We start from the raw sequence: 26,213 nt of genomic DNA, 5'->3' as shown, positions 1-26,213 counted from the left end.
AGTCCTAATTATATGTATTTTTAAAAGAATGGTTAATTACTTTCCCTCCAAATCACAGATTTCTACCATTCTTTATTTTTCTATTAAATAGGATGTTAGTAAATGTAAATTCAAAATAATTAGTTACTGTCAATATGTCCGACCTCCATACCACACCATACATCTGTTGACAAAATAAAAAAAGTCCTCCCAAAATTGAGAGGACTTTTAATAAAAAATAATTTTTATGCATTCACAGTTTGTAGTGATTGAGCAACCTTTTTCACTTCTTCTAGGCCATTTGCAATAATTTCTTGCGCTTTATCTGGTGAAGCATTGTGACCTTCAATAATCACTTCTTCAATAACTTCCATCCCGAATACGCCACCTACTACGTTTTTAATGTAGTTTACTGACATTTCCATTGGTTGAGCTTCAGGTGATGAATAGTAGCCACCACGAGCATTTAAAATAATCGCTTTTTTGTCAGTCATTAAGCTAATTAATTGACCATTTTCGCCATATTTGAATGTGAATCCTGCTTGGTATACATAGTCAATAAATGTTTGTAAAGGTGCTGGAATTGTTAAGTTCCATAGTGGGAATGCAAATACAACTAAATCAGCAGCAGTTAATGCATCCATTGCTTTTTGTTTTGCAGCTAATAGACGTGATTCAATGTCTGTTAACTCTCCACCATTTTGTACTTTACCAAAAGCATTGAAAAGATCTTGGCCAAAATAAGGCATATCTTCTGCAAATACGTCAAAAGTTGTTACGTTGGCACCTTGTACATTTTCCATGAAAGTATCATACATTTTTGTTGAAATACCGTCTGGACGGTTGTTAGCTTTTACTACTAAAACGTTCATTATATAAAATCTCCCTTAAATTTCAAAATCTAATATCTCGAATTCAAGATATGTGTTTATCTTAAAAAATTTCATCTAAAATGTCAATGCTACTTGCCTCAGACTTTTGACTGAAATATTCTATCTTTCATCCATTCTAACAAGAGGAGTTGAAAGCCTTACTCCTCTCTCTAGTAAGCTAAAATTGACAGTTATCGTCAGTACAAATACCCGCATCACCTGTGCCAGCCATCTTTAGCGATGGTTGTAAGCCCTCTTCTTCAGCAACTTTACGCAATGTATCCTCAAATACCTCCTGCGGTTGTGCACCTGAAATACCATATTTACGGTTTAAGACAAAGAACGGTACCCCTCGTACACCAAGCTGGAGACCTTCTTGAATATCCGCTTCTACCTCATTTTTATAAACATCATCAGCAAGAACCTTTGCAACTTCTTCACGCTCTAGGCCCACTTTCTCAGCTATCTCTAATAAAACATCATCTTGACCGATACGCTTTCCTTCAATAAAATGACTGTGTAAAAGTGACTCCACTAGAGCTGTAACATCTCCCTGTTGTTCAGCCCATTTTACAAGCCGATGTGCTTTTAGCGTATTCTCTTCCATCAAATTGCTAAAATCGTAGTTTAGCCCTACTTCTTTCGCACGCTCTGTTACACCCACTGTCATTTCCTTTGCCTTCTCTAAGGACATTCCATATTTCTTTGCCAATGATTCATAGACAGTACTATGCGAATCTATTGGAGTAGTTGGATCTAGTTGGTAGCTTTTATAGACAAGCTCCACCTGCCCCGAATAGCCAGTATCCTCAATCGCTTTCTCTAATTGTTTTTTACCAATATAACAAAATGGGCATACATAGTCAGACCAAATTTCAATTTTCATTTCATACTCACTCCTTTTGCTACATTGTAGCGATAGTTGAAATCACAAGGCAATTTTAATGCCTCACTGCATAAATTTTCAAGTTCTTCTACATACTGAATACAAAAACAATGTGAGGTTTCTATATGACACAATCTCTTTGGCTTGCTACAACTGAGTCTGTCTCTTTATCTTCTCTTACTTCCTCAACAACATGCGATGTATGTATAATCGGTGGTGGCTTAACTGGTTTATATACTGCCTATACTTTAGCAAAAGCAGGTGTGGATGTAGTTCTTCTCGAAGCAAATACCCATTTTGGTCACGGTACGACAGGGCATTCAACAGGAAAATTAACAGCCCAACATAGCATTGTCTATGCAAATCTTTTAGAAAAATTATCTTTGGAAGAGGCACAGCTTTATTATCAACTGAATCAACAAGCCATTGATAAAGCTAGACAAATACTCCCACCAGACAGGGTTCGTTCGGTGGATTCACTGTTATACTGTCAAACAAAAGAAGGCTATGCACAATTATTAAAAGAATGGAATGCCTATAAGGTTTTAAACATTAAGTCTAACCTTACCTCTGACACAGAGCTCCCATTCCCTATTACAAAAGCTTTATGTATGACACAACAAGCACAAATAAATCCTGTTGAAGTAAGTAATTTTCTTGCGAAAGAGGCGCAGAAGATGGGCGCAAAACTTTATGCAAATACCCGTGTTCAGCAATTAAACATACCACAGAATAACTTATATACCGAAAAAAATATGTCGGTTCAATATAATAAACTTATTTTATGTTCGCATTATCCCATTGAAGCATTTAAAGGACTTAAACTTTTTAAATTATCCAATAGTCGCTCCTATATGGTTGCAAGTAAAACCTCTGAGACTATGCAAGGTCAATATTTATCAGTTGATTTTCCTTCCCGTTCAATACGGACTGCCACGATCAATCAGGAAAATTATTTAGTCTTAGGAGGGGCGAATCATATCGCTGGCGAGACCGTTCATACTGAGCCATATTATGAGGCCATTTCCAGTGAAATGAAGGAGCATTTTGAACAACAGCCACTTTATCGATGGTCAGCCCAGGATATAGAAACACCTGATATTGTCCCTTATGTTGGGAGAATTACAAACTCCTTACCTAACGTATTAATTGCCACTGGCTATAGAAAATGGGGTATCTCCAATTCCTTTGTCGCAGGTGATATCTTATCGTCTCTTTTAACAGGCTCAAAGATTGAAGAAGGTGCTATCGCTCTTTATTCACCATCACGTACTAAATTCGGTGCCCAATTCATGCAAATGCTGAAAGTAGGAGGCTTTGTTGCCAAGGAATATATAGCTGGGTATATGAGGAATGCCACTGCTCCAACCTGTACTCATTTAGGCTGCAAAACAAAATGGAATGAAGCTGATGAAACATGGGATTGTCCTTGCCATGGTTCTCGTTTTAACGCTAAGGGTGAGGTGCTTGAAGGCCCTGCTGTACAGCCATTAAAACTTGATTAAAAAAAGAGGCTGTCTAAATAGACAACCTCTTTTTTATTTTTTATTTTAGAGCTTCTGTTAATACTGGTACAATTTGTTTCTTACGAGAAACAACACCTGGTAATACAACACGGTTATTGATAAGATCAGCACCGAATCCTTTTGCTGCTGCTTCTGCTACTTGCCCTATTGCAACAGCTGTTGAATCATTATTTAAAATGTCAGTCACAACGAAGAAGAATAGATCTAAGCCATTTTCTGCAACATTTTTATTGAGTAGGATTTCTAACTCCTCTTGACGATTAAGAACATCATTAACATCAACTGCATTAACTTGAGCTACAACAGATTTGTACTCACCAAATTGGAACTCTTTTGCATCTAATGATAATAAATCTTCTAATGATTTATCAGATAAATCAGCACCTGCTTTTAGCATTGCTAAGCCATACTCTGCAATTTCCACACCAGCAATTTTTGCTAGCTCTTCACCAGCTTTTACATCTTGCTCTGTGCAAGTCGGTGATTTGAATAATAATGTATCTGAAACAATTGCAGATAACATTAAACCAGCAATGTTCGCAGGTATGTCTAAACCGTTTTCGCTAAAAATTTTCTTAAGAATAGTAGCCGTACAGCCTACTGGTTCTGCACGATAATATAGTGGATCAGCTGTTTGGAAGTTGGCGATGCGGTGGTGATCAATTACCTCTGCAATTTGCACTTCCTCAATACCGTCAGCCGATTGTTGGAATTCATTGTGGTCTACTAGAATAACTTTGTCTGCTTCACCAACTACAGAAGAGATTAAACGAGGCGCTACAAAGCCAAATTTATCTAATGCAAATTGAGTTTCATTATTAACATCTCCAAGACGTACCGCCTCAGCTTCTTCACCAATTTGCTGTTTTAAATAGGCATATACAATTGCAGACGTGATTGTGTCTGTATCTGGGTTTTTATGTCCAAAAACTAATACTTTACTCATTGAATTAATTCCTCCTAAAATGGCACTTACATTTATATTTTATTTTATCATACCTTATAGCCTGACAAGTGATAAAGTGAAACTTTGGAACATTTTCGCCTCAGCGTATTTGCCATTGACCTTCACTCTCGAAATAACATACAGGCTTAATTGCGGTTAACCTGTATTATGCAAATATAATGATAGCGCTCTAAATACATACTTTTCAAATAAGATATCTATATTATAACTAGCTTAAGTTGCTATGTATACTTTTAATAGGTCTAATTACTTCTATAAAATTCTCTATTTTTACCAACCTATTTTTAACATTCAATAGTAAAAATGCCTCTTTTTTATAAAATAATTAGTTTATATAGATATTTAGTTGGGTTTTCATATTTAAGTCATCATAATTTTATGCTATCATCAGGTAGTCTATATTTTTGGATATTCAGGAAATGGGGATTACGATGACGAAGAAGATAGAAAAAAAGTACATTCCTTTAGCTAACTATTTTGATGTAGCTTTACAACAAGAAATTACTTTATCCTTTGGTGAATTAGAAAACATTATGGGACAAGCATTACCGAACGCTGCCTACTTAAATAAAAGCTGGTGGAAAAAAACTAAGCCCCCTCTCTCACATTATTTATCATGGACAAATGCAGGCTATTATGTCATTGATGTTAAACTAGGTTCTAGTGTATCTTTCTCACGTACGCAAATGAAGTCTACCGAAAACAACACTTCTAATAGTGAGGAGAATTCATCTGCATACATAATACGAGGAATTGAAGCATCTGATGCTAGATCATTCATTCATTTACAAGAGGAGATTTTTCAAGAAACTGACTTCATGTATAATGTTCAAAACGAGCTAGATCTCACTGTCCAACAACTTCGTAAAAATTTAACCTATTGGAAGCAATTAAAAAACCGTACTATACTACTTTGTGTACTAAACGGAATTTTTGCGGGTTATGCGGTTATTCATGGATATAAACAATCTAAAGCTAGACATGTTGCCTCTATTCGTTTAGCTGTGAAAGAAGAGTATCAACAAAAAGGTATTGGCTCCGCACTGATGAAAGCTGTTGAAAGTTGGTCTAAACAACATGATATTTCCCGTTTAGAGTTATCTGTTATGGAGCATAACAATGTAGCTTTACACCTCTTTACAAAGCTAGGATTTCATCAGGAGGGCATTCGAAAAAATGCCATTAAATTAAATGATACTTATATTAATGAATATAGCTTGAGTAAAATTCTATAATTCACTTTTCCTAGATGTCTAAATACTATTTGGACATCTTTTTATATAGAAAATTTCAAAAAAATACGCATAGATAGTGTGTTTCAACAACTATCTATACGTAGTTACATTAAAATACCTGCTTTTCTCTAATAGCATCTAAGAATAATACATTACTTTCTACTTGCTCATACAATTGCTGATATTTATCATAGTGGTCTTTATCCTGGCTTATCATTTCCTCTATCAACGCATGCAAAAATGAAATCAAGACTGGGGCAATGTCTAGAGAAGAATGATTCTTGGTACCGAGGGTAAATAATGCACTGGCATATTCTCGAATAGGCGAAAATGCAGAACCTGTAATGGCAATAATTTTCACTTTCTTTACCTTTGCAATTTCAACAATCGTTTTAATATCCACAATCTGTTTATCAAAAGATAGTACAATTAAAGTCGTATGTTCGCCCATACTGTTTATTTGATTCACTAAATCATCTGAGTCTAAACGAAGCTGCTTAATATTAGCACGAAGTGTTTTCAATGTATTAGATAGCCAATTTGCAACAGTTGCATTGTGACGAGTACCTAGAATATATATATTGTCTGCTTCATGCATCCATTTTGAGCATTTTTGGATCTGCTGATCGTTAATCAAATGAATTGTTTCTTGAATATTTTGGCTATCTCGTTGCATCACCTTACCAAAGCTAGAATTAGTCAGCTTCTTAGCAGTATATGTAGGCTGTAGATTTGCACCTACATCTTGAGACATAATAAAGCCTCTAACTTCCTCTTGTAGTTCTACATACCCTGACAAATCCATAGCATAACAAAATCGAATCACGGTTGATTCACTTACATTAGCCAATCTGCCAACCTCTGCTGCTCCATTAGCAATCACTGTTGTGGGATTATCCATTACAAATTGTGCTACTTTACGCTGGCCCTTTGACAGCCTTACAAACCTTTTCTTTATATCTTCATGAATACTCATTCCTAACAACCTTTCTTTCAATGACCTTATCACGAACGGGAGATTGTTTCCTACTGACTCAAAATTCGATTAAAAATACAGTATCACGATTACAATTTGAATACAATGACTTTTCTGAAAAATCTTCATCGCATTAACCTGCTAATAAAACAATTTGATTTACTCTTTAACCATTTTATATTGATTTGTCATTTTAACAAATAAATCAGTAAAATCGAATAAAAATTAATAAAAGCTCATTTTTATGTATTATTTAAGCGAAATCAGACAAAAATGTCCTAGATCAATTCTTTGATCCAGGACATTCATTTCATACTATTCTAATTCAAGCTGCTTCGTTTCCTTACCAAGGAAGATGACCCCTACAACACCGATAATAATCGCTCCACAGAAAATGGCAAAGATAAAACCTATATCATAGCCTGCCGTTAATAAAAACCCAACGAGCAACGGCCCAAAAATACCACCAATTCGTCCAACCGCTGCTGCCATACCTGCACCTGTTCCACGTATAACCGATGGATATTGTTCGGGTGTATAAGCATATAATGCTCCCCAAGCCCCCAAGTTAAAGAAAGATAAAAGCATCCCTGAAGTTAGCAATACGGCTAAAGTATCTGCATTTCCAAAAATATAAGCACTCGCTGCAGTACCAATTAGATAGGAAACAAGGACAAATTTACGCCCAAACTTTTCTATAAACCAAGCGGCTGTAAAGTAACCTGGTAATTGAGCTAAAGTCATGACCAAAACATATTTAAAGCTTGTAATCATGTCAAAGCCCTTCCCTACCATCACACTTGGCAACCATAAAAACATGCCATAATACGAAAATACAACCGTAAACCATAATAGCCACAGCATAAATGTAGAACGAGCATACTTTTTTGACCAAACCTCTTTCATATTTTGACCAATGCTCCGTTTTTTCGCTTCTTCCTTCACCGTAAATTGAGGTGAATCTGGCAAATGCCAACGAAGATAAATAGCATAAAACGCTGGAAGTGCTGTTAGTATAAGGGCTACTCGCCATCCCCATGTGGGAATAACAAAATACGAAATAAGTGCCGCTATTAACCAACCTGCTGCCCAAAAGCTTTCAAGTAATACAACCACACGACCTCTTTCTTTGGCAGCCACACTTTCAGATACAAGTGTTGAAGCTACAGGCAATTCTCCTCCTAGCCCCATCCCTACTAAAAACCGTAAAATTAAAAATGCAGTTAATGTTGTTGTAAAAGCGGATAAACCACTTGCAATAGAAAAAAGGACAAGTGTCCACATAAATATTTGCTTGCGACCTACTTTATCAGCAAACACACCAAAAAACAGAGCTCCTACAGCCATCCCGATAGAATTTATACTACCAATCCAACCAGATTGACTTGGTGATAGTCCCCACTCAGCGGCCAATGCTGCAATGACAAAGGATAATATACCAACGTCCATTGCATCGAAGAGCCACCCAACCCCCGCTACACCCAATAACTTATTTCTGGAAATGGATTGCTGAGGTTTCTTTGTTACTACTGTATTTATTGTCATTCTAACCACCTGTCTTTACACATGACTTTACATTACAAGATTACTATACAGTTGTTTCAAGAAAGTGACAAGTACTATTCAAATTACCGAATTGTTTCGACAATTAATGAAATGGTATTGAAATAATAGTGCTATTTGCGTTAAAATGTCTTTTATACAAAAACAACTGTTCTTTCTATAAGAACAAAAGGAGATCGTTACGTTATGTGGAAAGGCCTTATTGAAGAATATAAACAATTTTTACCCGTAACTGAAAATACACCTGCTTTAACTTTAAACGAAGGCAATACGCCTCTTATACATTTAGTGAACTTATCTAAGAAACTAGGCATTGAGCTTTACGGAAAAATTGAGGGTGCAAATCCAACTGGCTCATTTAAAGACCGAGGAATGGTATTTGCTGTTGCAAAAGCTATCGAGGATGGAAGTCAATGCGTTATTTGCGCTTCTACAGGAAACACTTCCGCTGCTGCGGCTGCCTATGCAACTCGTGCAGGCATCCAATCAATCGTTGTTATTCCAAAAGGTAAAGTTGCTCTTGGAAAGCTAGCACAGGCAACAATGTATGGGGCAAAGATCATTGAAATTGATGGAAACTTTGATGATGCACTCAATATCGTTCGTCAAGTAAGTGAAACGACACCAGTTGCACTTGTTAACTCTGTAAACCCATACCGTATCGAAGGTCAAAAAACGGCTTCGTTTGAAATCGTAGATGCCTTAGGTTCAGCACCTGATTATTTGTGTATTCCAGTTGGGAACGCAGGTAATATTACTGCATATTGGAAAGGGTTTAAAGAATATCACGCTGCAAAAAATTGTGGTCTACCAAAAATGTATGGCTTTGAAGCTGAAGGTGCTGCAGCAATCGTTAAAGGTGAGCCAATTGCTAATCCTGAGACTGTAGCAACTGCCATTCGTATTGGAAATCCTGCGAGCTGGACATTGGCAGAAGCTGCTCGAGATGAATCTGGTGGTATCATTGATTCTGTTACAGATGAAGAAATTGTAGCAGCCTACAAATTAATTGCAAGTACAGAAGGCATTTTTGTTGAGCCTGGCTCTGCTGCTTCTTTAGCAGGTGTTATGAAATCTGTTGCAAATGGAAAAATCCCTCAAGGCGCCAAAGTTGTAACAATCTTTACAGGGAATGGCCTAAAAGATCCTGATACAGCCATGAATGTATCCACTGTAGAGGTCGTATCCCTTAAAAACGATGAAGAAGAAATTCGTGCATATATTGAGGGTGTACTATGAGTAAAATGTGGCAAATCTCAGTTCCTGGAAGCACAGCCAACTTAGGTCCAGGCTTTGATTCAATAGGACTTGGCTTGTCTCTTTACTTACAGCTTTCTGTTACCTTGCAAGAACAATGGGAAATTATTCATCTTGATGATAATGGTCCTAAAGAGTTTGAGCTTGAAGAACACTTACTATACGTCATTGCTAAAAAAACTGCAGATCTATATGGTCAACAGCTACCCGCTTGTCGTGTGGAGATGGCTAGTGAACTTCCATTGGCACGTGGACTTGGCAGCAGTGCAGCAGTTATTGTTGCAGGTATTGAGCTTGCTAACCAAGTCTGTGAGCTGGAATTAACAATTCAAGATAAACTCAATCTATCTTCACAAATTGAAGGACATCCAGATAACGCAACTGCTTCAGTTTTAGGAGGATTAACGATTTCTTCGATGGATAACAATGGCATAGTCGATACATTCCACATCAATGATATCGATGCCTCCTTTGTGGTATATGTACCAGATGTTGAATTAAAAACAAGCGAATCCCGTTCTGTTTTACCAGAGCAATTTAACCGTTCCTATGCTGTTCATGCCTCAGCAAATGCAAATATGTTAGCCGCTTCTTTAATGACGCGAGATTTTGAACGTGCTGGGCGTTATATGGAGGAAGATTTATTTCATGAACCGTTTCGTGCAAAGCTAATTCCTGCTTATGAAGAAATTCGTATGGCTGCAAAATCGAACGGTGCATACGGTACTGCTCTAAGTGGCGCTGGACCAACAATGATTTCTATTATTCCTTCTGCTATTGCCTCTGACTTCGTTGAATTAATGAAAAAGCAATTCCCAGAGCATCAAATTATTTTAACAAATGCTGATGAACATGGTGTACAAGTCAATGAATGTGTGAAACGTCTACTTTAATAGTAGGCGTTTTTTCTTGAAAGCAAGATTGGATAAAACTAATATTATAGAAGTATAGAATTAAACTTTTTATACGCGCTTTCCTAAGGAGGAATTATTTTGAAACCCATTATATTCTGTGATTTCGATGGCACGATAACAGAAACAGATAACATCTTTTCACTTATGACTGAATTTGTACCAGAAGAATCTGAGAAAATTGCTCAAGCGATGATGGAACAAACCATTTCATTTAAAGATGGGCTATCAGCAATGTTTCACCTACTTTCTACTCATCAAAAAGATGAAGTCATTCAATACCTGATGGAGTCGGCAGTCATACGTGAGGGATTTGGTGATTTTGCCCGCTATGCTCAAAACAACGATATTCCATTTTATATTGTAAGTGGCGGAGTTGATTTTTTCATCGAGCCTTTAGTTGAAAAATTTGGTCCTTTTTCAGGCATTTACTGTAATAGAGCAGATTTCTCTGGTAAACAAATAGAATTGATCTACCCAAATAGCTGCGATGAGGAATGCGCTAAATACAACACACAAGGATGCGGCTGCTGTAAACCAAGCGTAATGCGGAAGGTTGCCAAGGAGGATCATTATAAAATTGTAATTGGTGATTCTCTATCAGATTTTGAGGCAGCTAAACTAGCAGATATTGTTTTAGCTAGAGATCATCTTATCCAACGCTGTGAAGAGCTTCATGTTCCATATAGACCTTTTACCACATTTCATGATTGTCTAAAAATAGTACAAGAGCTAGTGGAGTCAAAAGAAGCTGTTGTTACACGCTAATAGAAAAAAGAAAAAGGAGCCACTTTTACAAAGATGTCTCCCTTTTCCTACTTACTTATGCTAATAATACTAAGCTAATGGCCATGACTGCCATTCCCCCTACTAGACCATACATCGACAAATGTGTTTCATCATATCTTTGTGCAGCCGGTAGCAATTCATCTAGTGAAATAAAGACCATTATCCCTGCAACCCCAGCGAAAACGATCCCAAACATGACATCTGTTAAAAAGGGCATAAGAAGCAAAAAAGCTACTAATGCACCTACAGGCTCTGCCAATCCTGATAAAAAGGATAATTTAAAGGCTTTCCTTCGATTACCTGTTGCAAAGAAAATAGGAACAGATACAGCAATGCCTTCTGGAATATTATGAATAGCAACTGCAATGGCAATAGCAATTCCTACATTCGGATCATTAATAGCTGACATAAATGTAGCGATCCCCTCAGGAAAATTATGAATGCCAATCGCCAGGGCTGTAAAAACGCCCATCTTCATCAAATGTTCTTCATTAACCTGTGGTTTGATGGCATTAACATCCTCTACCAGCTTTACTTCATGAGGATTAGTTGCCTTCGGAATGAATTTATCAATTAAGGCAATAAACAACATCCCACCGAAAAATCCAAGGATTGTCATCCAATAGCCATTAGTTGTACCTAATGCATTGGTTAAAGCATCTTTAGCTTTCACAAATATTTCTACAAGGGATACATAAATCATCACCCCTGCTGAAAACCCCAATGCTAATGATAAAAATTTTGTATTTGTTCTTGATGTAAAAAATGCTATTAAACTACCTACACCTGTTGCAAGTCCAGCAAACAGAGTTAATCCTAATGCCAGTAAAACATTTCCGTCCATACCCTTCTTCCTTTGCTCTTTTTCTTATTGTACTCATCTTAACGTAGAAGTTTCCTATACGCAATTCTTTTTTATGAGGCAAATATCATTCTTTACAATGTCTCGGTAAAATGTAAAAAAGCAGTATCTATCATAGAAATAGATACTGCCTGTCTTTTTATTTATGATTAGATTGAAATAAACGTTTACGACGTTCGTACCAAATGACACAGATGATAAACCAAGTATAGCCGATGCTCCAACCAGCAAGTACATCTGTAGCAAAATGTCGAGCTCCTGCAATACGTGATAAACCAATAAGCACCATTAAAATTGTTGCCCCAAGCCACAGAAGGATTTTACGTCCTTTACTACTATTCTCCGCTAAAATATAAGCAAGTGTAAATAAATAAAGTATACCAGTCATCGAATGTCCAGATGGAAAACTAAAGGATGTCAGTTGATCCTCAATTTCAGGTCGTGGACGCTGCTCCCATTTTTTTAGCAATTGGTTCAGAACATTGCCTGCCGCAAAAGTTAGGACAACAAATAGCATACCTCGATAATTTTTTTCCTTCCAAGCTAAATACACCATTAAAACTACTGCAACAGCAACAACAAATTTAGGCTCACCTATATAATGAAAAATCTCAATAAATCGATTACCAAAAAAAAGCTCTGCCATCTTTGCATCAAATGTATTCATCAGCTGACTTTGATAGGTGGCTCTTAATACAATAAAGACAATTAACGTTAAGACTGCTAATGGATATGCCCATTTTTTCATTTTTTCACCTCAAAAAACATTCATGCTATGTCCTTCACATCATAACACAAATAAATCTTTTCTGAATGAAATATAGGCCATCATTTTAAGAAAGGTATACACCATTGACCTCTTGATAAATAGTGACTGATTCTTCTTCTGGTTTGTTAAAGTAATTGGAAACGGCCAATGCAACAATGAATAAAATGGCTACTATAGGTAGTATTCTTCTAAACATCCTAAACACTCCCTTATTCTTTTACTAGTCCAAATTTGACTACTTAATTAGCACTGGATCAAAAAGCCAATCTTTTGGACCAAAGTTTGCATCCTTTTCTCCTCTAACCTCACGTGAAATACCATATTTTATAATAGTTTCTCTAAATCTTTTACTAAACAAAGTCTTTCTATATAGATATCTTCCATCATGACTACACTCGGCTGAGTAGAAAACATCCCCTTTTAAGTTTTCCAAATCTTCATGATGATAAATATCAGGACCATTAATGACACCATTTAAACCACAACTGCACGGAGGTTGCTCAGTTGCAAAGTATAATTTAACCCTGTCCTTACTACACTCAGGGAGCATTTGTATAGGAATAATTTGATAAGCTGGCTGTTTGCCTTCTTCCGGACCTTGATGGATCACCTCTAAAAGCTCATAGCCTTCTAGTTTTTCTCTTTTCATTAATGATACTAGTTCCTCAGAAGCTACCCAATAACCATTTACATGCACTAAATGACGATCTTTCATCTGCGTAGTATCGATAACTATTGGTGATAACTGCTCTTTATCCATGAGCCCACAACACTTACAATGTGTACTCAAAGAAAATAGTGTCCCCTTATCTTCTAAGAACATTTCTGGTGAATTACCTGTTGAATTTAAAGTAAATAATGGTGCTCGTTCATACTCTAAATCTGAAAATTCAAAATAAAAACGTTCTCCAATTGAAACGATTCCAAATTCACGCTCTAATGACTCATATAAAGCTGTTACCTGCTCGTATGTTACATCTTCATTTAATGTAAAAATAGGATTAAATTTAGTTTTTAAGTTTCTTTTTCTCAATTCAGGCGCACCAATAGCAATACCATGACGATTATAAACGTTAATAACTTGATCTTGACTAGTTTCATCTATGGAAAACAAATTTTCAAGTTCTACTTTCACAATACACGCCTACCTTTATAAAGTTTTATGGTGAAGTATATTGACTAGCTAGTAACATTCTACAATCTACTAACGCTACTTTATTCATAGATAGTCAGGCTGCTTATTTAATAAAATGATTTATATATTACTCACTAAAGCAAATCTACTTAACCACTGTTAATTTAAGCGTACCAGTAGTTATACCGTTATTTCAACTTCGGGTTTACGCCAATTTTCTGGCGTGATTCAGACAAGTTTTTGGCGTGATTTGGCGGTTACAAAAAAACACCGCCACTTTTTTGGCGGTGTCTATCATATTTTATAGGTAATTTAGTATAGGGATATGGTTTTATTTTACTAAGGAAATATATAGGATATTTAATTCCCATAATGCCCCCTATTAATTGAAAAATATACCAACAGTATAACATAGAAATAGTTTAGAGTAAATTCATTCTCTCTGCAAGATTTACAGCTTCTGTTCGTGAATCTACATTTAACAAAGAAAAGAGTTGAGTTAAATATCTTTCCGTTGTACGTTGAGGAATATTTAATTCAATAGCGATAGCTTTATTTGTATGGCCCTCTGCAATGAGTCTTAGAATTTTCTTTTCCTTTTCATTTAAGTGAATATCTTTAGCACCTTGCAGTTTAAATTTATCATCCAGAAAATCTAAGAAATTTTTAGGTAAAACAATTTCACCGTTTGCAATTGCCCTTACTGTTCTTAATATTTGCTCTTTCGAAGCTGTTTTAGCTAAAATACCTTCTATTTTTCTTTCTAAAATGAGTGGATAATAATCCGTAATATCATCACCTGTGTAAAGAATAACTGAAGCATTTGACTGAATAGCCTTGATATTACGGGCTAGGTTAATTCCATTTTCTAATGGCATATTGATATCTATTAGATAGATATCGTACGGTTTATTCTTTATCCTTTGAATGACACAAGTTGCATCACTTTCCGTATCGATGATAATATCTTCATTCTCTTGAAATAAATTTTTAGTTCCCTCTAACACTATAGGGTGATCATCCACTATGAGCATCGTAATCAAGTGTTTCACTCCCTTCTTTCACCATGATTCTAATAAACATCCCTTCATTGATATTCGAGTCAATAGTAAATTGTCCGTTAAACGCTTTTACACGCTCCTGCATACCTTGAATGCCCATTGATTCGGCTACTATAATGTCCTCTACATTACAGCCTACACCATCATCTTTATAAATGATTTCGAAACCATCGTTCATTTCTTTTAAATGAATTTCAACTGATGCTGCATAAGAATGCTTCAACGCATTATTAAGTAACTCTTGGAATAAACGATAAATCATTAAATTCATACGCTCATCCTCTAAATAAAGGCGGTCAATGGTGTAAATAAGCACGAAGTTAGCTCTTTCTTGAACTTTCCGAATCAATTTTTCCAAAGCTGCATTTAAACCTAATGTATCTAATAACGGTGGTTTTAGGTTTTCACAATAAGTACGTAATTCATGTAAGGATGCAACCATTTGTTTATGAATTTTCGCAAGCTTTTCTTGAATATCCGTTGTATTTTTTGCATTTACTAGGACATCCACCTCGCGGGCTATATGAAGTTGCTCCTGTAAATTGGTGTCATGTAACTCTTGAGCTAACTGGTATTTTTCTTCTTCAAATCTTAGCCATAATAGCTTATTCAGCCATGGTAACTGACCATCATCAGCTTGCTTCATATGCTTTAGTTCCTCTAGCAGTTCTTCCACCATCTTGGTATTTTCAATAAAATTATTTACATATAATAAGAGCAGTTCAAGCCATAAAAGCTCCTCATCTTTTAAATGAATCGTATTATTATGCCCTAGCACTAAAGCTCTTTTAAAATGTGCATCCTGATGGAGGAATGCTATATAAACTTTGTCAATTTTGCGTATTTCACCTAATCTGATATCTTCCATTATGTCAGGATCTATCGTAATACTTTCACCAGCTATTGGTATGAATTCATTTTTGTCATAGTTATATGTTAAGACAAAAACATCCTCTAACTCCAGATGCATGGAAACCTCATAAGCAAACTTTTCTAAAAGTTCGTCAATTTTAATTGTTTTCCCAATTTTATCTACGGCTGTATATAGCTGATGAATATAGTCACCCTTTGTGGAAAATAATATTTTCCGCTTGCGATAATCGACCTTCTCTTTTACGTAAAAAAGTATGACTAATGAAGAAAATGTAAAGAAAGATACCCCTGACATAACCGTCATGGTTAAATAACGCCCTGCAATAAAATATAGTCCCACTGTAAACCATACAGTAAAGATTAAAGAGAATATAACATAATAACGTAATCTTGTAATATGGTACTCAATATCAAATAATCTCTCTGCTAATTGCGTAAAAATAAAGCTAAAGGGTATAAGCAATAAAAATAATGAGCTTATCTCAGATGAAAGTATATACGTATGAAAAAAAATTTTAGGGAGTGCATATAAAAAAAGAAATGGTAGAAACGGAATTAATATACTATTTAATAAAATCTTCAACTGAGGTGAGCTGTACTTAAAATAGCTTATTAATAAAATACTAAGGATGATCACTAGGAGAATAAAGAAAATAGCCAATATAACATTGGAAAGAATATCATTTGAAGCAGGATAAATAGTACCCATACATCCTAATACAAAAGCTATGAAAGGAAGTATATAAAAGAGCTTGATATTATTTGTAAACACCCAATTTGTTTTCACAAATGAATAATAATTTCTCAAAAAATGTAACAGTATAACTAAACATAACAGCATACTACTTCGATTTACGATAATGCCAATCGTATCCATTCTACCAGAGACACCACTACTTACATAGGCCAAAGAAACCGTTAACATAAAAAGAATTAGTAAGTCAGCTAATTTTGTATTCCTTTGTTTGAAATGTAAATAAAACGCTATAAATAATGTTAATAAATAATAACAAGCTGGAATGATTAATACATAGATAAATTGTTGAGGGATATCCAAATGCTTAATATGTATATTGATTAGATCTCCATCGGGCTTCAGTATTGTTATTTCATTAGCTGATAAAATTTTAGATTTATATCTCAGTTGATTTAATTCATTGATGGGTTCATGATCTACAGTTAAAATTGCATCACCAACAGAAATATTTTGACCCTCTGCCCAGTCTTTATAATAAAGTTGAGAAATGACCCATTTGTCATTCTCTTCTTCTACCCCAATCTGTATATAAGGCTCGCTATAATTCACATAATTTAAATAAAAACCAATAATTAAATAGAGAATTATAGCGGGCCAAAACAACTTACTTCGCAACTTTCTTAGTTCCAAATATCACTTTCTGTATTCATTTCACCGTTAAACGCTTCTAAAATTGCTGTTTGCTCTACAGATGAAATTCCAACTAATGAGGCTTTTTGATCTTTTAATAGTGCAACTAGGCTTGGATTTTGCTCTAAATATTGGATTACATTAATCATTCTTATCTCTCCTCATTTCAATAGTTTTTGTAGGTATTCTCTACCTACCTGATTTATAGCTACATTTTCCAGGTAATTCAATGCTTTAAATTTATAGACGTTTTTTATGGTAATGGCATAACGTATCGCCCCACCATTTGTCAACGCGTCTTCTGTTGCATTATTATCCAAATCTGTAACTATATCATTATTATAATAGCTAGAAACAGATTTTGAAACATCATTTTTCTGTGATAATAGATAAATAATAGGAAGAGAATACCTTTTATTTAGCAGATCATTTTTAGGACCCCACTCCTTTAAGCTTTGAATATCATTTTTAATTTGTTGGATGATCCCTATGTATTTCCCATATTCCTCTACTTCTTGAGATATTTCTCCTTTTGCAAGTACTTCGCCAACCAAGCAACCCATCGCTGTTAATGAGCCGGATTTCAAGGTAATCATTTTTACATAGGAATCTTCATCGCGACAACTATTTAATAAGTCTAATTGCTGTCCATTTATACTTTTTAATGCGTATTCATCAACTAGCTTTATAGCCGCTCTTTTATGTTCAAAAGAGGTTTCATCTATTGTTTTAGATGCCATGACCAGCATAGCTAAAGCAACATTTAATGATAATTCAGGTGTTTTGTTCCAACTATAGTCTGAATCTTTATCCTGCAGATCATCAATAATATCAAAAGACAGTATTAAAAGTTCAATTGCAGCAGCTACCTTGTAGATATCTGGATTTATACTACTTGAAAATGCTTCATAATGCCAAAAACACATTTTACCAAAGGAAAAACCTACTGTTGTTTTTTCTTCTTTAAAGCTTTTTAGCATTAATTTTAGCTCTGGTCCAAGTAATAGTTCATTTTCTATAAGGATGTCTAATGATTCATTGATGTGTACATCTAAATCCTTCAATAGTCCTCTCTCCTATCTGGTGTATTACTAGATATTATATAGATTAGTGGGAATTAATACTAGTCACAGCGTTTTATAATACATTAAATACCATTAATTCCTTTATAAAGAGAGAGACCGCCAAAAAATGGCGTTATTCATGCAAATCACGCCAGATTTTTGCTAATTATTACTAAAAAAATGGCGGTAGAGAACCAAGTACCGCCATTAAAGTGGCGTAAACTTACCATTGAAATGGCGCTCTAACAGATGTTACGCTTAGATTAGCAATAAAATATATTTATAAAGTCAGGATAGATTGATGAACATGAAATCTTTTTGTACTGGGAGTGACTTAAAATTGAATGAAAATGTTTTCATACTTACGGCTACTTTTTCATGTAATATCTCTGTCTCAGCTGAAGAAATTACAATTAAACAGCCTAGCAATGATCAACGACGAATTGAACAAATTATTATTCAATCTGAAGTAAAAGCATATCAAGATACACTGGCTGCATATAAAAATATTTCACCCTATTCAAAATATATTAGTGATATTCCTGGATTTGAGGATACATTTCAACAAAAAAGAGATTATTATATTGAGCAATATGGCATTATTAGAATATCAAACGAAAGTATTTCTACTATGTCATTAGTCAATCCTTTCACTTTTGGATTAAATATAGATTCCCCCATAGTATATGTAACGCCACATGACACAATTATTAATGCAAGAGGGCTAGCAATGGCGGCTAATGCATCTAATAATAACAATCATTCTGATAGTTTGGATGAGCTCTGTAATACCAGTATCTCAGGCTTGTCCATTAATGAGAACACCATATCCTTTAATATGGATTCGACATTTAGTAAATGGAGAAAACCATCTATAACACATTAACCTATACCCCTAGCTAAGCAGGTCACACTGATTGTGACCTGCTTTTTGAGTAATAAAACGACATCTCTACATAGTGTTGATAAACAAAGCAATCAATAGCATTTTTATAAAAGATGAAAATGAATTTCCGTTGCAGGCTACTTGCTTTCCTGTAGGCGAGCGCCGAATCGCTTCCTCCGCTACTGCTCCGTTTAAAGTTTTGCCTGTCTCGCTATTCCATGGTAGTCCAGTAGCCCACCACTATAAACCGCTTTTTAGCAAAGGTTTTCAAATAAAGTGAAGGTGTTCATTACTCTTTATGAAGAGGTGTTGTCACGCATCACTTCTCCACATTGAAAATAAGAGCTTATCCCCTCTAAGAATACAGATAATGGGCTATTTGATTGTTATGCTACTATGAAAAAAGTAAAGACACTTTGCAGAATGGTTGATTGGAGTGGAGCCAACGTCACTCCTAGGGGATTTAGCGTCACTGAGGAGACCCTGGAGCGAGCGCAAGTGAGTGAAGCGGCTCATCGGACGCCCCCTGGAAAGGACGCTGGCGGAACGGAAATCAACCCCTCACCTTGCTAAAAGGGCTTTTTCTGCTAGTGACATTCTTTTTTCAACAACAAGAAAAGGTGTCTCAATCCCTTGAGACACCTTTAGATGATTAACCTTTTACATAATAAACTTCTTGTCCGCTTTCAATGATATGATCAGGCTTCGGTTTACCTGCACTTGCCTTATGGCCTGCAATATGCTCAGGACTCTTCTCCCAATTTTTCCATGCTTCTTCTGATTCCCAACGAACCATCACTAGCACTTCTTCATCACCGCGGCGAACTTTCTTTACAAGTACCTGCTTATCAATGTAGCCAGGTTGTTGTTCAAGTAATGAGGGACCATTTGGCTTAGCACCAAAACGTTCCACAACCTTATCCGAATTCCCTTCTGTCACAACAATACGTTTAATTTGTACAAACATATTAGTTGAACGCCTTTAATACATCTTCAGCTTTTTGTGTTTCTGATTGTAAACCGCCACCTGAAAGGTACCAAATTTCTGGATCTAAGTAGAATACTTTACCGTTTTTCACAGCGTTTGTTGCACTTACAATTTCGTTTTCAATTGCAGCTTTTGTACCTGATTCACCGTTTTCATTTACAACAGCGTCACGGTCAATAACGAATAAGATATCTGGATTTTTCTCACGTACAAATTCAAAGCTTGCATTATCACCATGTGATTCGATTTTGAAGCCACTAGCTTCAGCTACAGCTTTTACACCATATACATCATGAATCACACCGAAACGTGAACCAGGACCGAATACTGATAATGAACCTTCACTACCTAAAACGATTAACGCTTTTTCTTCTGTTGCAGTAGCCTTAGCTTTTACTTCTTCTACTTTTGCTTCATATGCAGCAATTGCATCTGCCGCTTCTTTTTCTTTACCAAAGATTTTACCAGCTAATTCTGTATTAGCTTTGAATGACTCTAAGAAGTTAGTATTATCTACACCAATGTATACTGTAGGAGCAATTTTAGATAATTCAGCATAAGCTGCTGAAGCACGACCAGAGATGAAAATAATATCTGGGTTAATTTCAGATAATTTTTCATAATCAGGCTCGAATAATGTACCTGCGTTTACATAAGTACTATCTTTAAACTTGCTTAAATATGCTGGTAATGAGTCTTGTACCACTGCTGTAGGATTAACGCCTAAAGCATCTAATGTATCTAAGAAACCATTATCAAAAACGACAACTTTTTCTGGCATTTTATCAAGTGTTACTTCTTCAAATGTTGTACTACCGTCACGACCTTCAACTGTGCTACCTGGAATTGTTAGTGGATATACTGATGATTCTCCATTTTGTTCCTCAGCTGGTTTGTCAGTTGAAGTACCTTTATCATCTTCTTTTGCTTCATCTTTCGAACCGCAAGCAGCTAATACTAATAGCATCATTGCCATTAATACCGTAAGTAATTTCCATTTTTTCATTGTGAAATTTCTCCTTTAATTAAATGATTTGATAGTTAGATGTTCATCATCTGGAACTATTTTTACGAATTAAAATAAACACAAATTCGACAGCCATCCTGCTCTTGAACAGGAATATCCATATCATAAATTTCCTTCAATGCATGTGAGTTAATAATGTCATTTGTAGGACCATTTTTAACAACACGGCCATCTTTTAATGCAACAATATGGTCAGAGTAAACAGAAGCAAAATTAATATCGTGTAAAACGATAACCACTGTTTTGCCTAACTCATCAACCAACTTACGTAAAATCTTCATAATCTGGACAGAATGCTTCATATCTAAATTATTTAATGGTTCGTCCAGTAAGATATATTCAGTATCTTGGGCAATAACCATTGCGATAAATGCACGCTGACGTTGACCACCTGAAAGCTCATCTAAATAATTATGTTGCATATCTTCTAAATTCATATAGCGAATAGCTTCATCCACTTTTTCTTCGTCTTCAGGTTTTAAGTGTCCTTTTGAGTAAGGGAAACGGCCAAAAGATACAAGCTCACGAATCGTTAGACGAACATTCATAAAGTTTGATTGCTTTAAAATCGATACACGTTTAGCGAAATCATCTGATTTCCAGCTACGTACATCTGCCTTATCGAGTAGTACTTCACCAGTATCTGCATTCAGTAAACGACTCACCATTGAAAGTAGCGTGGACTTCCCTGCACCATTCGGTCCAATAAACGATGTGATTTTTCCTGAAACAATATCAACACTTACATCTTGAACGACAGGTTTTTTACCAAAAAACTTTGTAATTTCTTTGACTTGTATCATCCTGCTGACCTACTTTCTCTTAATAATAAGTAGATGAAGTAAACCCCACCCACAAAATTAATAATGACACTAAGTGTAGTAGTGAAACTAAATAAACGTTCAACCATCCACTGTCCACCGACTAAAGCTACAACACTCATTACACAGGAGCCAGTAATTAAGATGGAATGCTTGTATGTTCTGAAATACTGATATGATAGATTTGCAACGATTAAACCAAAGAACGTAATCGGACCAACAAGCGCTGTTGAAACAGCAATCAAAATTGAAGCTAAAATTAACATACGTTGTACCAGCTTATCGTAAGGTACACCTAAATTTATAGCTGTGTCTCGTCCTAAAGACATGACGTCTAATTGATTCATATGACGAGCACCGTAGATAAATGTTATTAAAATGATAACGCCTGCTAGCCAAACTAAATCTGAATTAACATTATTGAAACTTGCAAACATTTTACTTTGTAAGCCTAAAAACTCATTCGGATCTATTAATACTTGGAAGAACGTTGTAATACTTCCTAAGAACGTACCAACAATCATCCCAACAAGCAGTAAAAAATAAATCGGTCGCTTTCCTTCTTTAAACAATACTCGGTAAAAAATTAAAGCGAATAGAATCATCGCTCCAATTGCAAGCGTAAAATTATAGTAGATATTAATAACTAATATGGATGTAGAGCCAAAGAAGAAGTAGATGCATGTTTGAATTAACATATACAAAGCATCTAAACCCATGACACTTGGCGTTAAAATTCGATTATGTGTAATTGTTTGGAAAACTACTGTTGAATAGGCAATCGCTATACCCGTTAATGCCATTGCCACAACCTTTATGACACGGCGTGGAAAAGCATAGTGATAATTACCATTGAGTTCCCAAAATAAATATAGGACAACTGCTATAACAGCGAGACCTAGTAAAATGAACATTTTTGTACGATTACGCATATGCTCTCCCCCTAAACAACATGAATAGGAAGATGGCACTTCCAATTACACCAACAGTCATACTTATTGGTATTTCATAAGGGAAAATCAGTACTCGTCCTAAAATATCACAGAATAACAAGAATGACATACCAAGTAATGCTGTGTGCGGCAAGGTTTTTGCCAGATTATCACCTTTAAACAGAGAAATAATGTTCGGAATAATCAAACCAAGAAATGGAATGATACCGACTGTTAACACCACTGTCGTGGAGATAAGAGCTACCAACACCAAGCCTAAATTGACTACAAATTTATAGGATAGACCAAGATTTTTTGCAAAATCCTCTCCCATCCCAGCTACTGTAAAACGATTTGCGTAAATGTAAGCTAAAATGAGTATTGGTACACTTACGTATAACAGTTCGTAACGGCCTTTCATGATTAATGAGAAATCTCCTTGTAACCATGCAGAAATGTTTTGGATAATATTCGCCTTATATGCAAAGAATGTTGTAACAGAGGACAAAATATTCCCAAACATTAAGCCAATAAGCGGTATAAAAATCGCATCTTTAAACTTAATTCGGTTTAATATTTGCATAAATAGTAATGTGCCGGCTAAAGCAAATATGAAAGCGAAGGAAATTTTTTGGAAATACGTAACGTTCGTAAAGAACATCATGGAAATCAATACACCCAACCGTGTGGCATCTAATGTACCAGCTGTGGTTGGTGAAACGAATTTATTCCTACTTAAGCTTTGCATAATTAAACCAGCAATACTCATACCTGCACCCGCTAGCAAGATTGCAACAAGTCTAGGTACACGACTAATTAAAAATAGTCTAGCTTCTTCTGATTGGAAGTCTAATAGGTCGCTAGGCTTAATATCTACTACTCCGATAAAGAGCGACACAATAGACAGCAAAACAGTTGCTGTTAAAAGATATCTTATTTTCATAGTAATCCCCGGTAGATTTCATTTTTGTGTGTAACTCACTTATTAGTGAAAATGATTATCATTACTCACGATTTCCATTATAAGCATGATTTTATTCTCAGTCAACCAGCAAATGAGAATTATTCTCGTTTTATTAATGATTAACTAAAAAATATGCCAAATTAACGAAATATCAGCATTACCGTAAATTAATCAACAGAAATAATTCACTATTTCTACAATATTTTTATCCAAATAAAAAGGTAATTGAGAATAAAATCTATCCCTCAATTACCATTTCTATATTAGATAATTTTTTTATTGCCTCTTAACCATGCAGAAATAATGAATATGATTAATACTAACCCAACATAGCCCATCACTGCATATAGTTTAGCTACTAGCGTTGTAAACCCTACAAGACTTGCTAGAAAACCGAGACCGCCTATAAATATAACTGCAATCCTAAAGCTTGCTCTACTAGGCTCAAAAAACCTTACCATAAAGGAATATAGCATCCCTACTGCCGTATTATAAATCATTCCCAAAAGAGAAATAGTCATTAATACTCCAACAATCGGATGAATTTCATTCGCTAACGCTAGCATCGGAATGTCTAACCCAACAATGATATTCATCTTGGCTAAAAGGGAGAAATTCACAAGTAAGATTAAAGCACCTAACAAAATCCCACCAATTATACCACCCATGCCAGCTACCTTATGATTGCGTATGGATCCACACATAACAGTCAGTAAAGAGAAGCTTACCCCTACATTGAACGACATGTACAATAAAGCCGTTACCCACCAACTTTTCTCACTTATTTGAGCCTGTTGAGCAATAACAGCTTGCTCTGCAAAGGTAAAATCCATCGTTGCAATAGCATAGATAGCGATGATGGAGACAACGGTTAGTAGATAGGGGGTTGCTAGTGCAATGATATTAATAATGCTTTTCACATCCATCATGACAGTGGCTACTGTCAGCAAGATCATACAAATACTCCCTAGCCAAATAGGCAGTCCAAACATTTGCTGAAATGTTGCACCAGCGCCAGCAAACATGATGACAGCTACACCAAATAAAAAGAGTGATAGCACTAAATCCAAGACAAAGCCCATAGTATTCCCTGAAATTTGATAAATCAAATCCTTATGGGACGATGTGCGAAGCTTAGAGCTCACTTGAGCAACACACATTCCAACAATTGAGAAACCAACCATAGCTAACAATGCTCCATATATTCCTTTAAAGCCATAGCTTGTAAAATAAAGGACAATTTCCTGCCCTGATGCAAATCCTGCTCCAACGATAATCCCCACATAGGCACCACCGATTTGCAAGCTTTTTTTCAATCAGTTCTCTCCTCGTTTTCCTATATACTAAATGATCGACTAAGTACTGCCTTATTGATAGACTTCTTTGCTAATTGTTAATTTATCAATCACAGCCATATTAGGCTTAAAACCAATACCTACCGACTGGGGTACCTCAATATAGCCATCTTTGACTTTTACTTCAGGATCAATGATATCCTCGTACCAATAATGACTAGAACCTGCTGTATCGCCAGGTAAAATAAATTGGCTAAGAGACGTTAAGGCAACATTATGTGCTCGTCCAATTCCAGCCTCTAACATACCACCACACCAAACTGGAATATGGTTTGCTTTACATAGGTCATGTATTCGTATTGCTTCCGTTAAACCACCTACTCGTCCAGACTTGATGTTTATGACACCACAGCTTCCAAGTTCAATTGCTCGTCTGGCATCCTCATATGATGTGATGCTTTCATCTAAGCAAATAGGCGTTTTTAACTTTTTCTGCAATGCTGCATGATCGACAATATCATCAGTAGCTAATGGTTGTTCGATCATTAATAAATTAAAATCATCAAGCTGCTGTAGTATTTCTATATCCTCTAATGTATAAGCAGAGTTTGCATCAACCATCAAGGGTAAATTTGGAAATTCCGCACGAATTGCCTGTACTATCTCTACATCCTCTCCAGGCTTTATCTTAATCTTCACCCTTTTGTAGCCTTTTTCAATATGACCTTTTATTAATGCTATTAACTGAGAGATAGAGGGTTGGATACCCACACTGACTCCTACTTCAATACGTTGTTTTTGACCACCTAACGCCTGTGCAAGTGATTGCTTTGTTTGCTGAGCATAGATATCCCATACAGCACCCTCAATTGAAGCTTTCGCCATGCAGTTTCGCCGAATAGGTGCAAATAATGAGGTTACCTCATCTGGATGCCCAATCTTTTTATGTAACAAGATGGGTATCAAAAAATCTTGTAGCATATGCCATGTTGTCTTTAATGTTTCTTCCGTATACCATGGTGCTACAAAAGCAACAGTTTCTCCCCACCCCGTTGTCCCTGATTCATCTTTTGCTTCTATCAGTAACATTTCCTTTTCATCAACTGTGCCAAAACTCGTAGTAAATGGTGCTTTCATAGGCATTTTTAAATGCCTTAATGTAATCTTTTCTAATCTCACATTGTTCAC

Annotated in this window: 26 protein-coding genes; 6 read left to right on the top strand and 20 right to left on the bottom strand. The window is 35.7% G+C overall.

Going from position 1 to position 26,213, the window contains the following annotated elements; genetic code table 11:
• Positions 1-224: 224 nt before the first annotated feature.
• The gene (locus tag VK91_RS16110; RefSeq protein ID WP_048394231.1) at positions 225-851 is read right to left on the bottom strand and encodes an FMN-dependent NADH-azoreductase; all 627 of its coding nucleotides are present in this window, start codon (positions 849-851) and stop codon (positions 225-227) included.
• Between the two features lie 178 nt (positions 852-1,029).
• Entirely contained in the window at positions 1,030-1,737 is a 708-nt protein-coding gene (locus VK91_RS16105; RefSeq protein WP_048394230.1) for a DsbA family protein, read from the bottom strand.
• A gap of 125 nt (positions 1,738-1,862) precedes the next feature.
• Here VK91_RS16105 and VK91_RS16100 point away from each other — a divergent pair, with 125 nt between their 5' ends.
• Positions 1,863-3,242 (top strand): FAD-dependent oxidoreductase, encoded by a 1,380-nt coding sequence (locus VK91_RS16100; protein ID WP_048394228.1) that lies wholly within the window; start codon positions 1,863-1,865, stop codon positions 3,240-3,242.
• A gap of 40 nt (positions 3,243-3,282) precedes the next feature.
• On the opposite strand, the gene VK91_RS16095 is transcribed toward VK91_RS16100, so the two are convergent.
• Positions 3,283-4,209 (bottom strand): manganese-dependent inorganic pyrophosphatase, encoded by a 927-nt coding sequence (locus tag VK91_RS16095; protein ID WP_048394225.1) that lies wholly within the window; start codon positions 4,207-4,209, stop codon positions 3,283-3,285.
• A gap of 425 nt (positions 4,210-4,634) precedes the next feature.
• On the opposite strand from VK91_RS16095, the gene VK91_RS16090 reads away from it, so the two are divergent.
• Positions 4,635-5,465: a GNAT family N-acetyltransferase gene (locus tag VK91_RS16090; RefSeq protein ID WP_231595689.1), complete on the top strand. Its 831-nt coding sequence runs from the start codon at positions 4,635-4,637 to the stop codon at positions 5,463-5,465.
• A 109-nt stretch (positions 5,466-5,574) separates the two neighbouring features.
• Here the strand turns inward: VK91_RS16090 and VK91_RS16085 are convergent, their stop codons facing one another.
• Together VK91_RS16085 and VK91_RS16080 are read right to left on the bottom strand one after the other, a co-directional pair.
• Positions 5,575-6,441, bottom strand: coding sequence for a MurR/RpiR family transcriptional regulator (locus VK91_RS16085; protein WP_048394223.1), 867 nt, complete (start codon positions 6,439-6,441; stop codon positions 5,575-5,577).
• Positions 6,442-6,756: 315 nt separating this feature from the next.
• On the bottom strand, positions 6,757-7,986 hold the full coding sequence (locus VK91_RS16080; protein WP_048394221.1) for an MFS transporter: 1,230 nt from the start codon (positions 7,984-7,986) through the stop codon (positions 6,757-6,759).
• Between the two features lie 204 nt (positions 7,987-8,190).
• On the opposite strand from VK91_RS16080, the gene thrC reads away from it, so the two are divergent.
• From thrC to VK91_RS16065, 3 genes are all read left to right on the top strand, one after another.
• A complete protein-coding gene (thrC, locus tag VK91_RS16075; RefSeq protein WP_004231969.1) occupies positions 8,191-9,243 on the top strand; it encodes a threonine synthase in 1,053 nt (350 codons plus the stop codon).
• Positions 9,240-10,154 (top strand): homoserine kinase, encoded by a 915-nt coding sequence (gene thrB, locus VK91_RS16070; RefSeq protein WP_048394220.1) that lies wholly within the window; start codon positions 9,240-9,242, stop codon positions 10,152-10,154. The genes thrC and thrB overlap by 4 nt, the downstream gene beginning before the upstream one ends.
• Before the next feature lie 99 nt (positions 10,155-10,253).
• Positions 10,254-10,940: an MtnX-like HAD-IB family phosphatase gene (locus VK91_RS16065; protein ID WP_048394218.1), complete on the top strand. Its 687-nt coding sequence runs from the start codon at positions 10,254-10,256 to the stop codon at positions 10,938-10,940.
• Positions 10,941-10,995: 55 nt separating this feature from the next.
• On the opposite strand, the gene zupT is transcribed toward VK91_RS16065, so the two are convergent.
• The 8 genes from zupT to VK91_RS16030 form a co-directional block, all read right to left on the bottom strand.
• Complete coding sequence (gene zupT, locus VK91_RS16060; protein ID WP_016992734.1) at positions 10,996-11,805, bottom strand: zinc transporter ZupT; 810 nt, start codon at positions 11,803-11,805, stop codon at positions 10,996-10,998.
• Between the two features lie 157 nt (positions 11,806-11,962).
• The gene (locus tag VK91_RS16055; protein WP_048394216.1) at positions 11,963-12,571 is read right to left on the bottom strand and encodes a phosphatase PAP2 family protein; all 609 of its coding nucleotides are present in this window, start codon (positions 12,569-12,571) and stop codon (positions 11,963-11,965) included.
• A gap of 85 nt (positions 12,572-12,656) precedes the next feature.
• A complete protein-coding gene (locus VK91_RS23245; RefSeq protein ID WP_255349868.1) occupies positions 12,657-12,788 on the bottom strand; it encodes a hypothetical protein in 132 nt (43 codons plus the stop codon).
• 39 nt (positions 12,789-12,827) lie between these two features.
• Positions 12,828-13,727: a hypothetical protein gene (locus VK91_RS16050; RefSeq protein WP_048394215.1), complete on the bottom strand. Its 900-nt coding sequence runs from the start codon at positions 13,725-13,727 to the stop codon at positions 12,828-12,830.
• 422 nt (positions 13,728-14,149) lie between these two features.
• Positions 14,150-14,761, bottom strand: coding sequence for a response regulator transcription factor (locus VK91_RS16045; RefSeq protein ID WP_225341057.1), 612 nt, complete (start codon positions 14,759-14,761; stop codon positions 14,150-14,152).
• Complete coding sequence (locus tag VK91_RS16040) at positions 14,745-17,033, bottom strand: ATP-binding protein (RefSeq protein ID WP_231595687.1); 2,289 nt, start codon at positions 17,031-17,033, stop codon at positions 14,745-14,747. Before VK91_RS16040 ends, VK91_RS16045 begins: the two co-directional genes overlap by 17 nt.
• A 5-nt stretch (positions 17,034-17,038) precedes the next feature.
• The gene (gene comX / locus VK91_RS16035; RefSeq protein WP_048394211.1) at positions 17,039-17,197 is read right to left on the bottom strand and encodes a competence pheromone ComX; all 159 of its coding nucleotides are present in this window, start codon (positions 17,195-17,197) and stop codon (positions 17,039-17,041) included.
• A 12-nt stretch (positions 17,198-17,209) separates the two neighbouring features.
• On the bottom strand, positions 17,210-18,112 hold the full coding sequence (locus tag VK91_RS16030; RefSeq protein ID WP_048394209.1) for a polyprenyl synthetase family protein: 903 nt from the start codon (positions 18,110-18,112) through the stop codon (positions 17,210-17,212).
• 340 nt (positions 18,113-18,452) lie between these two features.
• Here VK91_RS16030 and VK91_RS16025 point away from each other — a divergent pair, with 340 nt between their 5' ends.
• Positions 18,453-18,998 carry a hypothetical protein gene (locus VK91_RS16025; protein WP_048394207.1) on the top strand — a complete coding sequence of 182 codons (546 nt, stop codon included), beginning with the start codon at positions 18,453-18,455 and terminating at the stop codon, positions 18,996-18,998.
• Between the two features lie 652 nt (positions 18,999-19,650).
• Here the strand turns inward: VK91_RS16025 and VK91_RS16020 are convergent.
• The 7 genes from VK91_RS16020 to menC all read right to left on the bottom strand — a co-directional run bounded on the left by VK91_RS16020 (position 19,651) and on the right by menC (position 26,204).
• Positions 19,651-19,965 (bottom strand): antibiotic biosynthesis monooxygenase, encoded by a 315-nt coding sequence (locus VK91_RS16020; RefSeq protein ID WP_048394205.1) that lies wholly within the window; start codon positions 19,963-19,965, stop codon positions 19,651-19,653.
• Position 19,966: 1 nt separating this feature from the next.
• On the bottom strand, positions 19,967-20,992 hold the full coding sequence (locus VK91_RS16015) for a siderophore ABC transporter substrate-binding protein (protein ID WP_048394203.1): 1,026 nt from the start codon (positions 20,990-20,992) through the stop codon (positions 19,967-19,969).
• A 62-nt stretch (positions 20,993-21,054) separates the two neighbouring features.
• Complete coding sequence (locus VK91_RS16010; RefSeq protein WP_048394201.1) at positions 21,055-21,816, bottom strand: ABC transporter ATP-binding protein; 762 nt, start codon at positions 21,814-21,816, stop codon at positions 21,055-21,057.
• The gene (locus VK91_RS16005; RefSeq protein WP_004231949.1) at positions 21,813-22,766 is read right to left on the bottom strand and encodes an iron chelate uptake ABC transporter family permease subunit; all 954 of its coding nucleotides are present in this window, start codon (positions 22,764-22,766) and stop codon (positions 21,813-21,815) included. The genes VK91_RS16010 and VK91_RS16005 overlap by 4 nt, the downstream gene beginning before the upstream one ends.
• The gene (locus VK91_RS16000) at positions 22,759-23,709 is read right to left on the bottom strand and encodes an ABC transporter permease (protein WP_048394199.1); all 951 of its coding nucleotides are present in this window, start codon (positions 23,707-23,709) and stop codon (positions 22,759-22,761) included. Before VK91_RS16000 ends, VK91_RS16005 begins: the two co-directional genes overlap by 8 nt.
• 284 nt (positions 23,710-23,993) lie before the next feature.
• Positions 23,994-25,046: a membrane protein gene (locus tag VK91_RS15995; protein WP_048394197.1), complete on the bottom strand. Its 1,053-nt coding sequence runs from the start codon at positions 25,044-25,046 to the stop codon at positions 23,994-23,996.
• Between the two features lie 51 nt (positions 25,047-25,097).
• On the bottom strand, positions 25,098-26,204 hold the full coding sequence (menC, locus tag VK91_RS15990; protein ID WP_048394195.1) for an o-succinylbenzoate synthase: 1,107 nt from the start codon (positions 26,202-26,204) through the stop codon (positions 25,098-25,100).
• Between the last annotated feature and the right edge of the window lie 9 nt (positions 26,205-26,213).

The sequence above is a fragment of the Lysinibacillus sp. LK3 genome (assembly GCF_001043675.1).
Lineage (GTDB): Bacteria > Bacillota > Bacilli > Bacillales_A > Planococcaceae > Lysinibacillus > Lysinibacillus capsici.
The sequence above is the reverse complement of the archived record's forward strand: the minus strand, read 5'-3'. Positions and strand labels throughout refer to the sequence as shown.

Bases quoted from the DNA above. Each gene is read 5' to 3' on its own strand.
- VK91_RS16045 (WP_225341057.1), bottom strand. From the start codon at position 14,761: ATGCTCATAGTGGATGATCACCCTATAGTGTTAGAGGGAACTAAAAAT.
- VK91_RS16085 (WP_048394223.1), bottom strand. From the start codon at position 6,441: ATGAGTATTCATGAAGATATAAAGAAAAGGTTTGTAAGGCTGTCAAAG.
- VK91_RS16105 (WP_048394230.1), bottom strand. From the start codon at position 1,737: ATGAAAATTGAAATTTGGTCTGACTATGTATGCCCATTTTGTTATATT.
- VK91_RS16010 (WP_048394201.1), bottom strand. From the start codon at position 21,816: ATGATACAAGTCAAAGAAATTACAAAGTTTTTTGGTAAAAAACCTGTC.
- VK91_RS16000 (WP_048394199.1), bottom strand. From the start codon at position 23,709: ATGAAAATAAGATATCTTTTAACAGCAACTGTTTTGCTGTCTATTGTG.
- VK91_RS16110 (WP_048394231.1), bottom strand. From the start codon at position 851: ATGAACGTTTTAGTAGTAAAAGCTAACAACCGTCCAGACGGTATTTCA.
- VK91_RS16055 (WP_048394216.1), bottom strand. From the start codon at position 12,571: ATGAAAAAATGGGCATATCCATTAGCAGTCTTAACGTTAATTGTCTTT.
- VK91_RS16080 (WP_048394221.1), bottom strand. From the start codon at position 7,986: ATGACAATAAATACAGTAGTAACAAAGAAACCTCAGCAATCCATTTCC.
- VK91_RS16095 (WP_048394225.1), bottom strand. From the start codon at position 4,209: ATGAGTAAAGTATTAGTTTTTGGACATAAAAACCCAGATACAGACACA.
- thrC (WP_004231969.1), top strand. From the start codon at position 8,191: ATGTGGAAAGGCCTTATTGAAGAATATAAACAATTTTTACCCGTAACT.
- VK91_RS23245 (WP_255349868.1), bottom strand. From the start codon at position 12,788: ATGTTTAGAAGAATACTACCTATAGTAGCCATTTTATTCATTGTTGCA.
- comX (WP_048394211.1), bottom strand. From the start codon at position 17,197: ATGATTAATGTAATCCAATATTTAGAGCAAAATCCAAGCCTAGTTGCA.
- VK91_RS16020 (WP_048394205.1), bottom strand. From the start codon at position 19,965: ATGTTTGTACAAATTAAACGTATTGTTGTGACAGAAGGGAATTCGGAT.
- VK91_RS16005 (WP_004231949.1), bottom strand. From the start codon at position 22,766: ATGCGTAATCGTACAAAAATGTTCATTTTACTAGGTCTCGCTGTTATA.
- VK91_RS16100 (WP_048394228.1), top strand. From the start codon at position 1,863: ATGACACAATCTCTTTGGCTTGCTACAACTGAGTCTGTCTCTTTATCT.
- zupT (WP_016992734.1), bottom strand. From the start codon at position 11,805: ATGGACGGAAATGTTTTACTGGCATTAGGATTAACTCTGTTTGCTGGA.
- VK91_RS16015 (WP_048394203.1), bottom strand. From the start codon at position 20,992: ATGAAAAAATGGAAATTACTTACGGTATTAATGGCAATGATGCTATTA.
- thrB (WP_048394220.1), top strand. From the start codon at position 9,240: ATGAGTAAAATGTGGCAAATCTCAGTTCCTGGAAGCACAGCCAACTTA.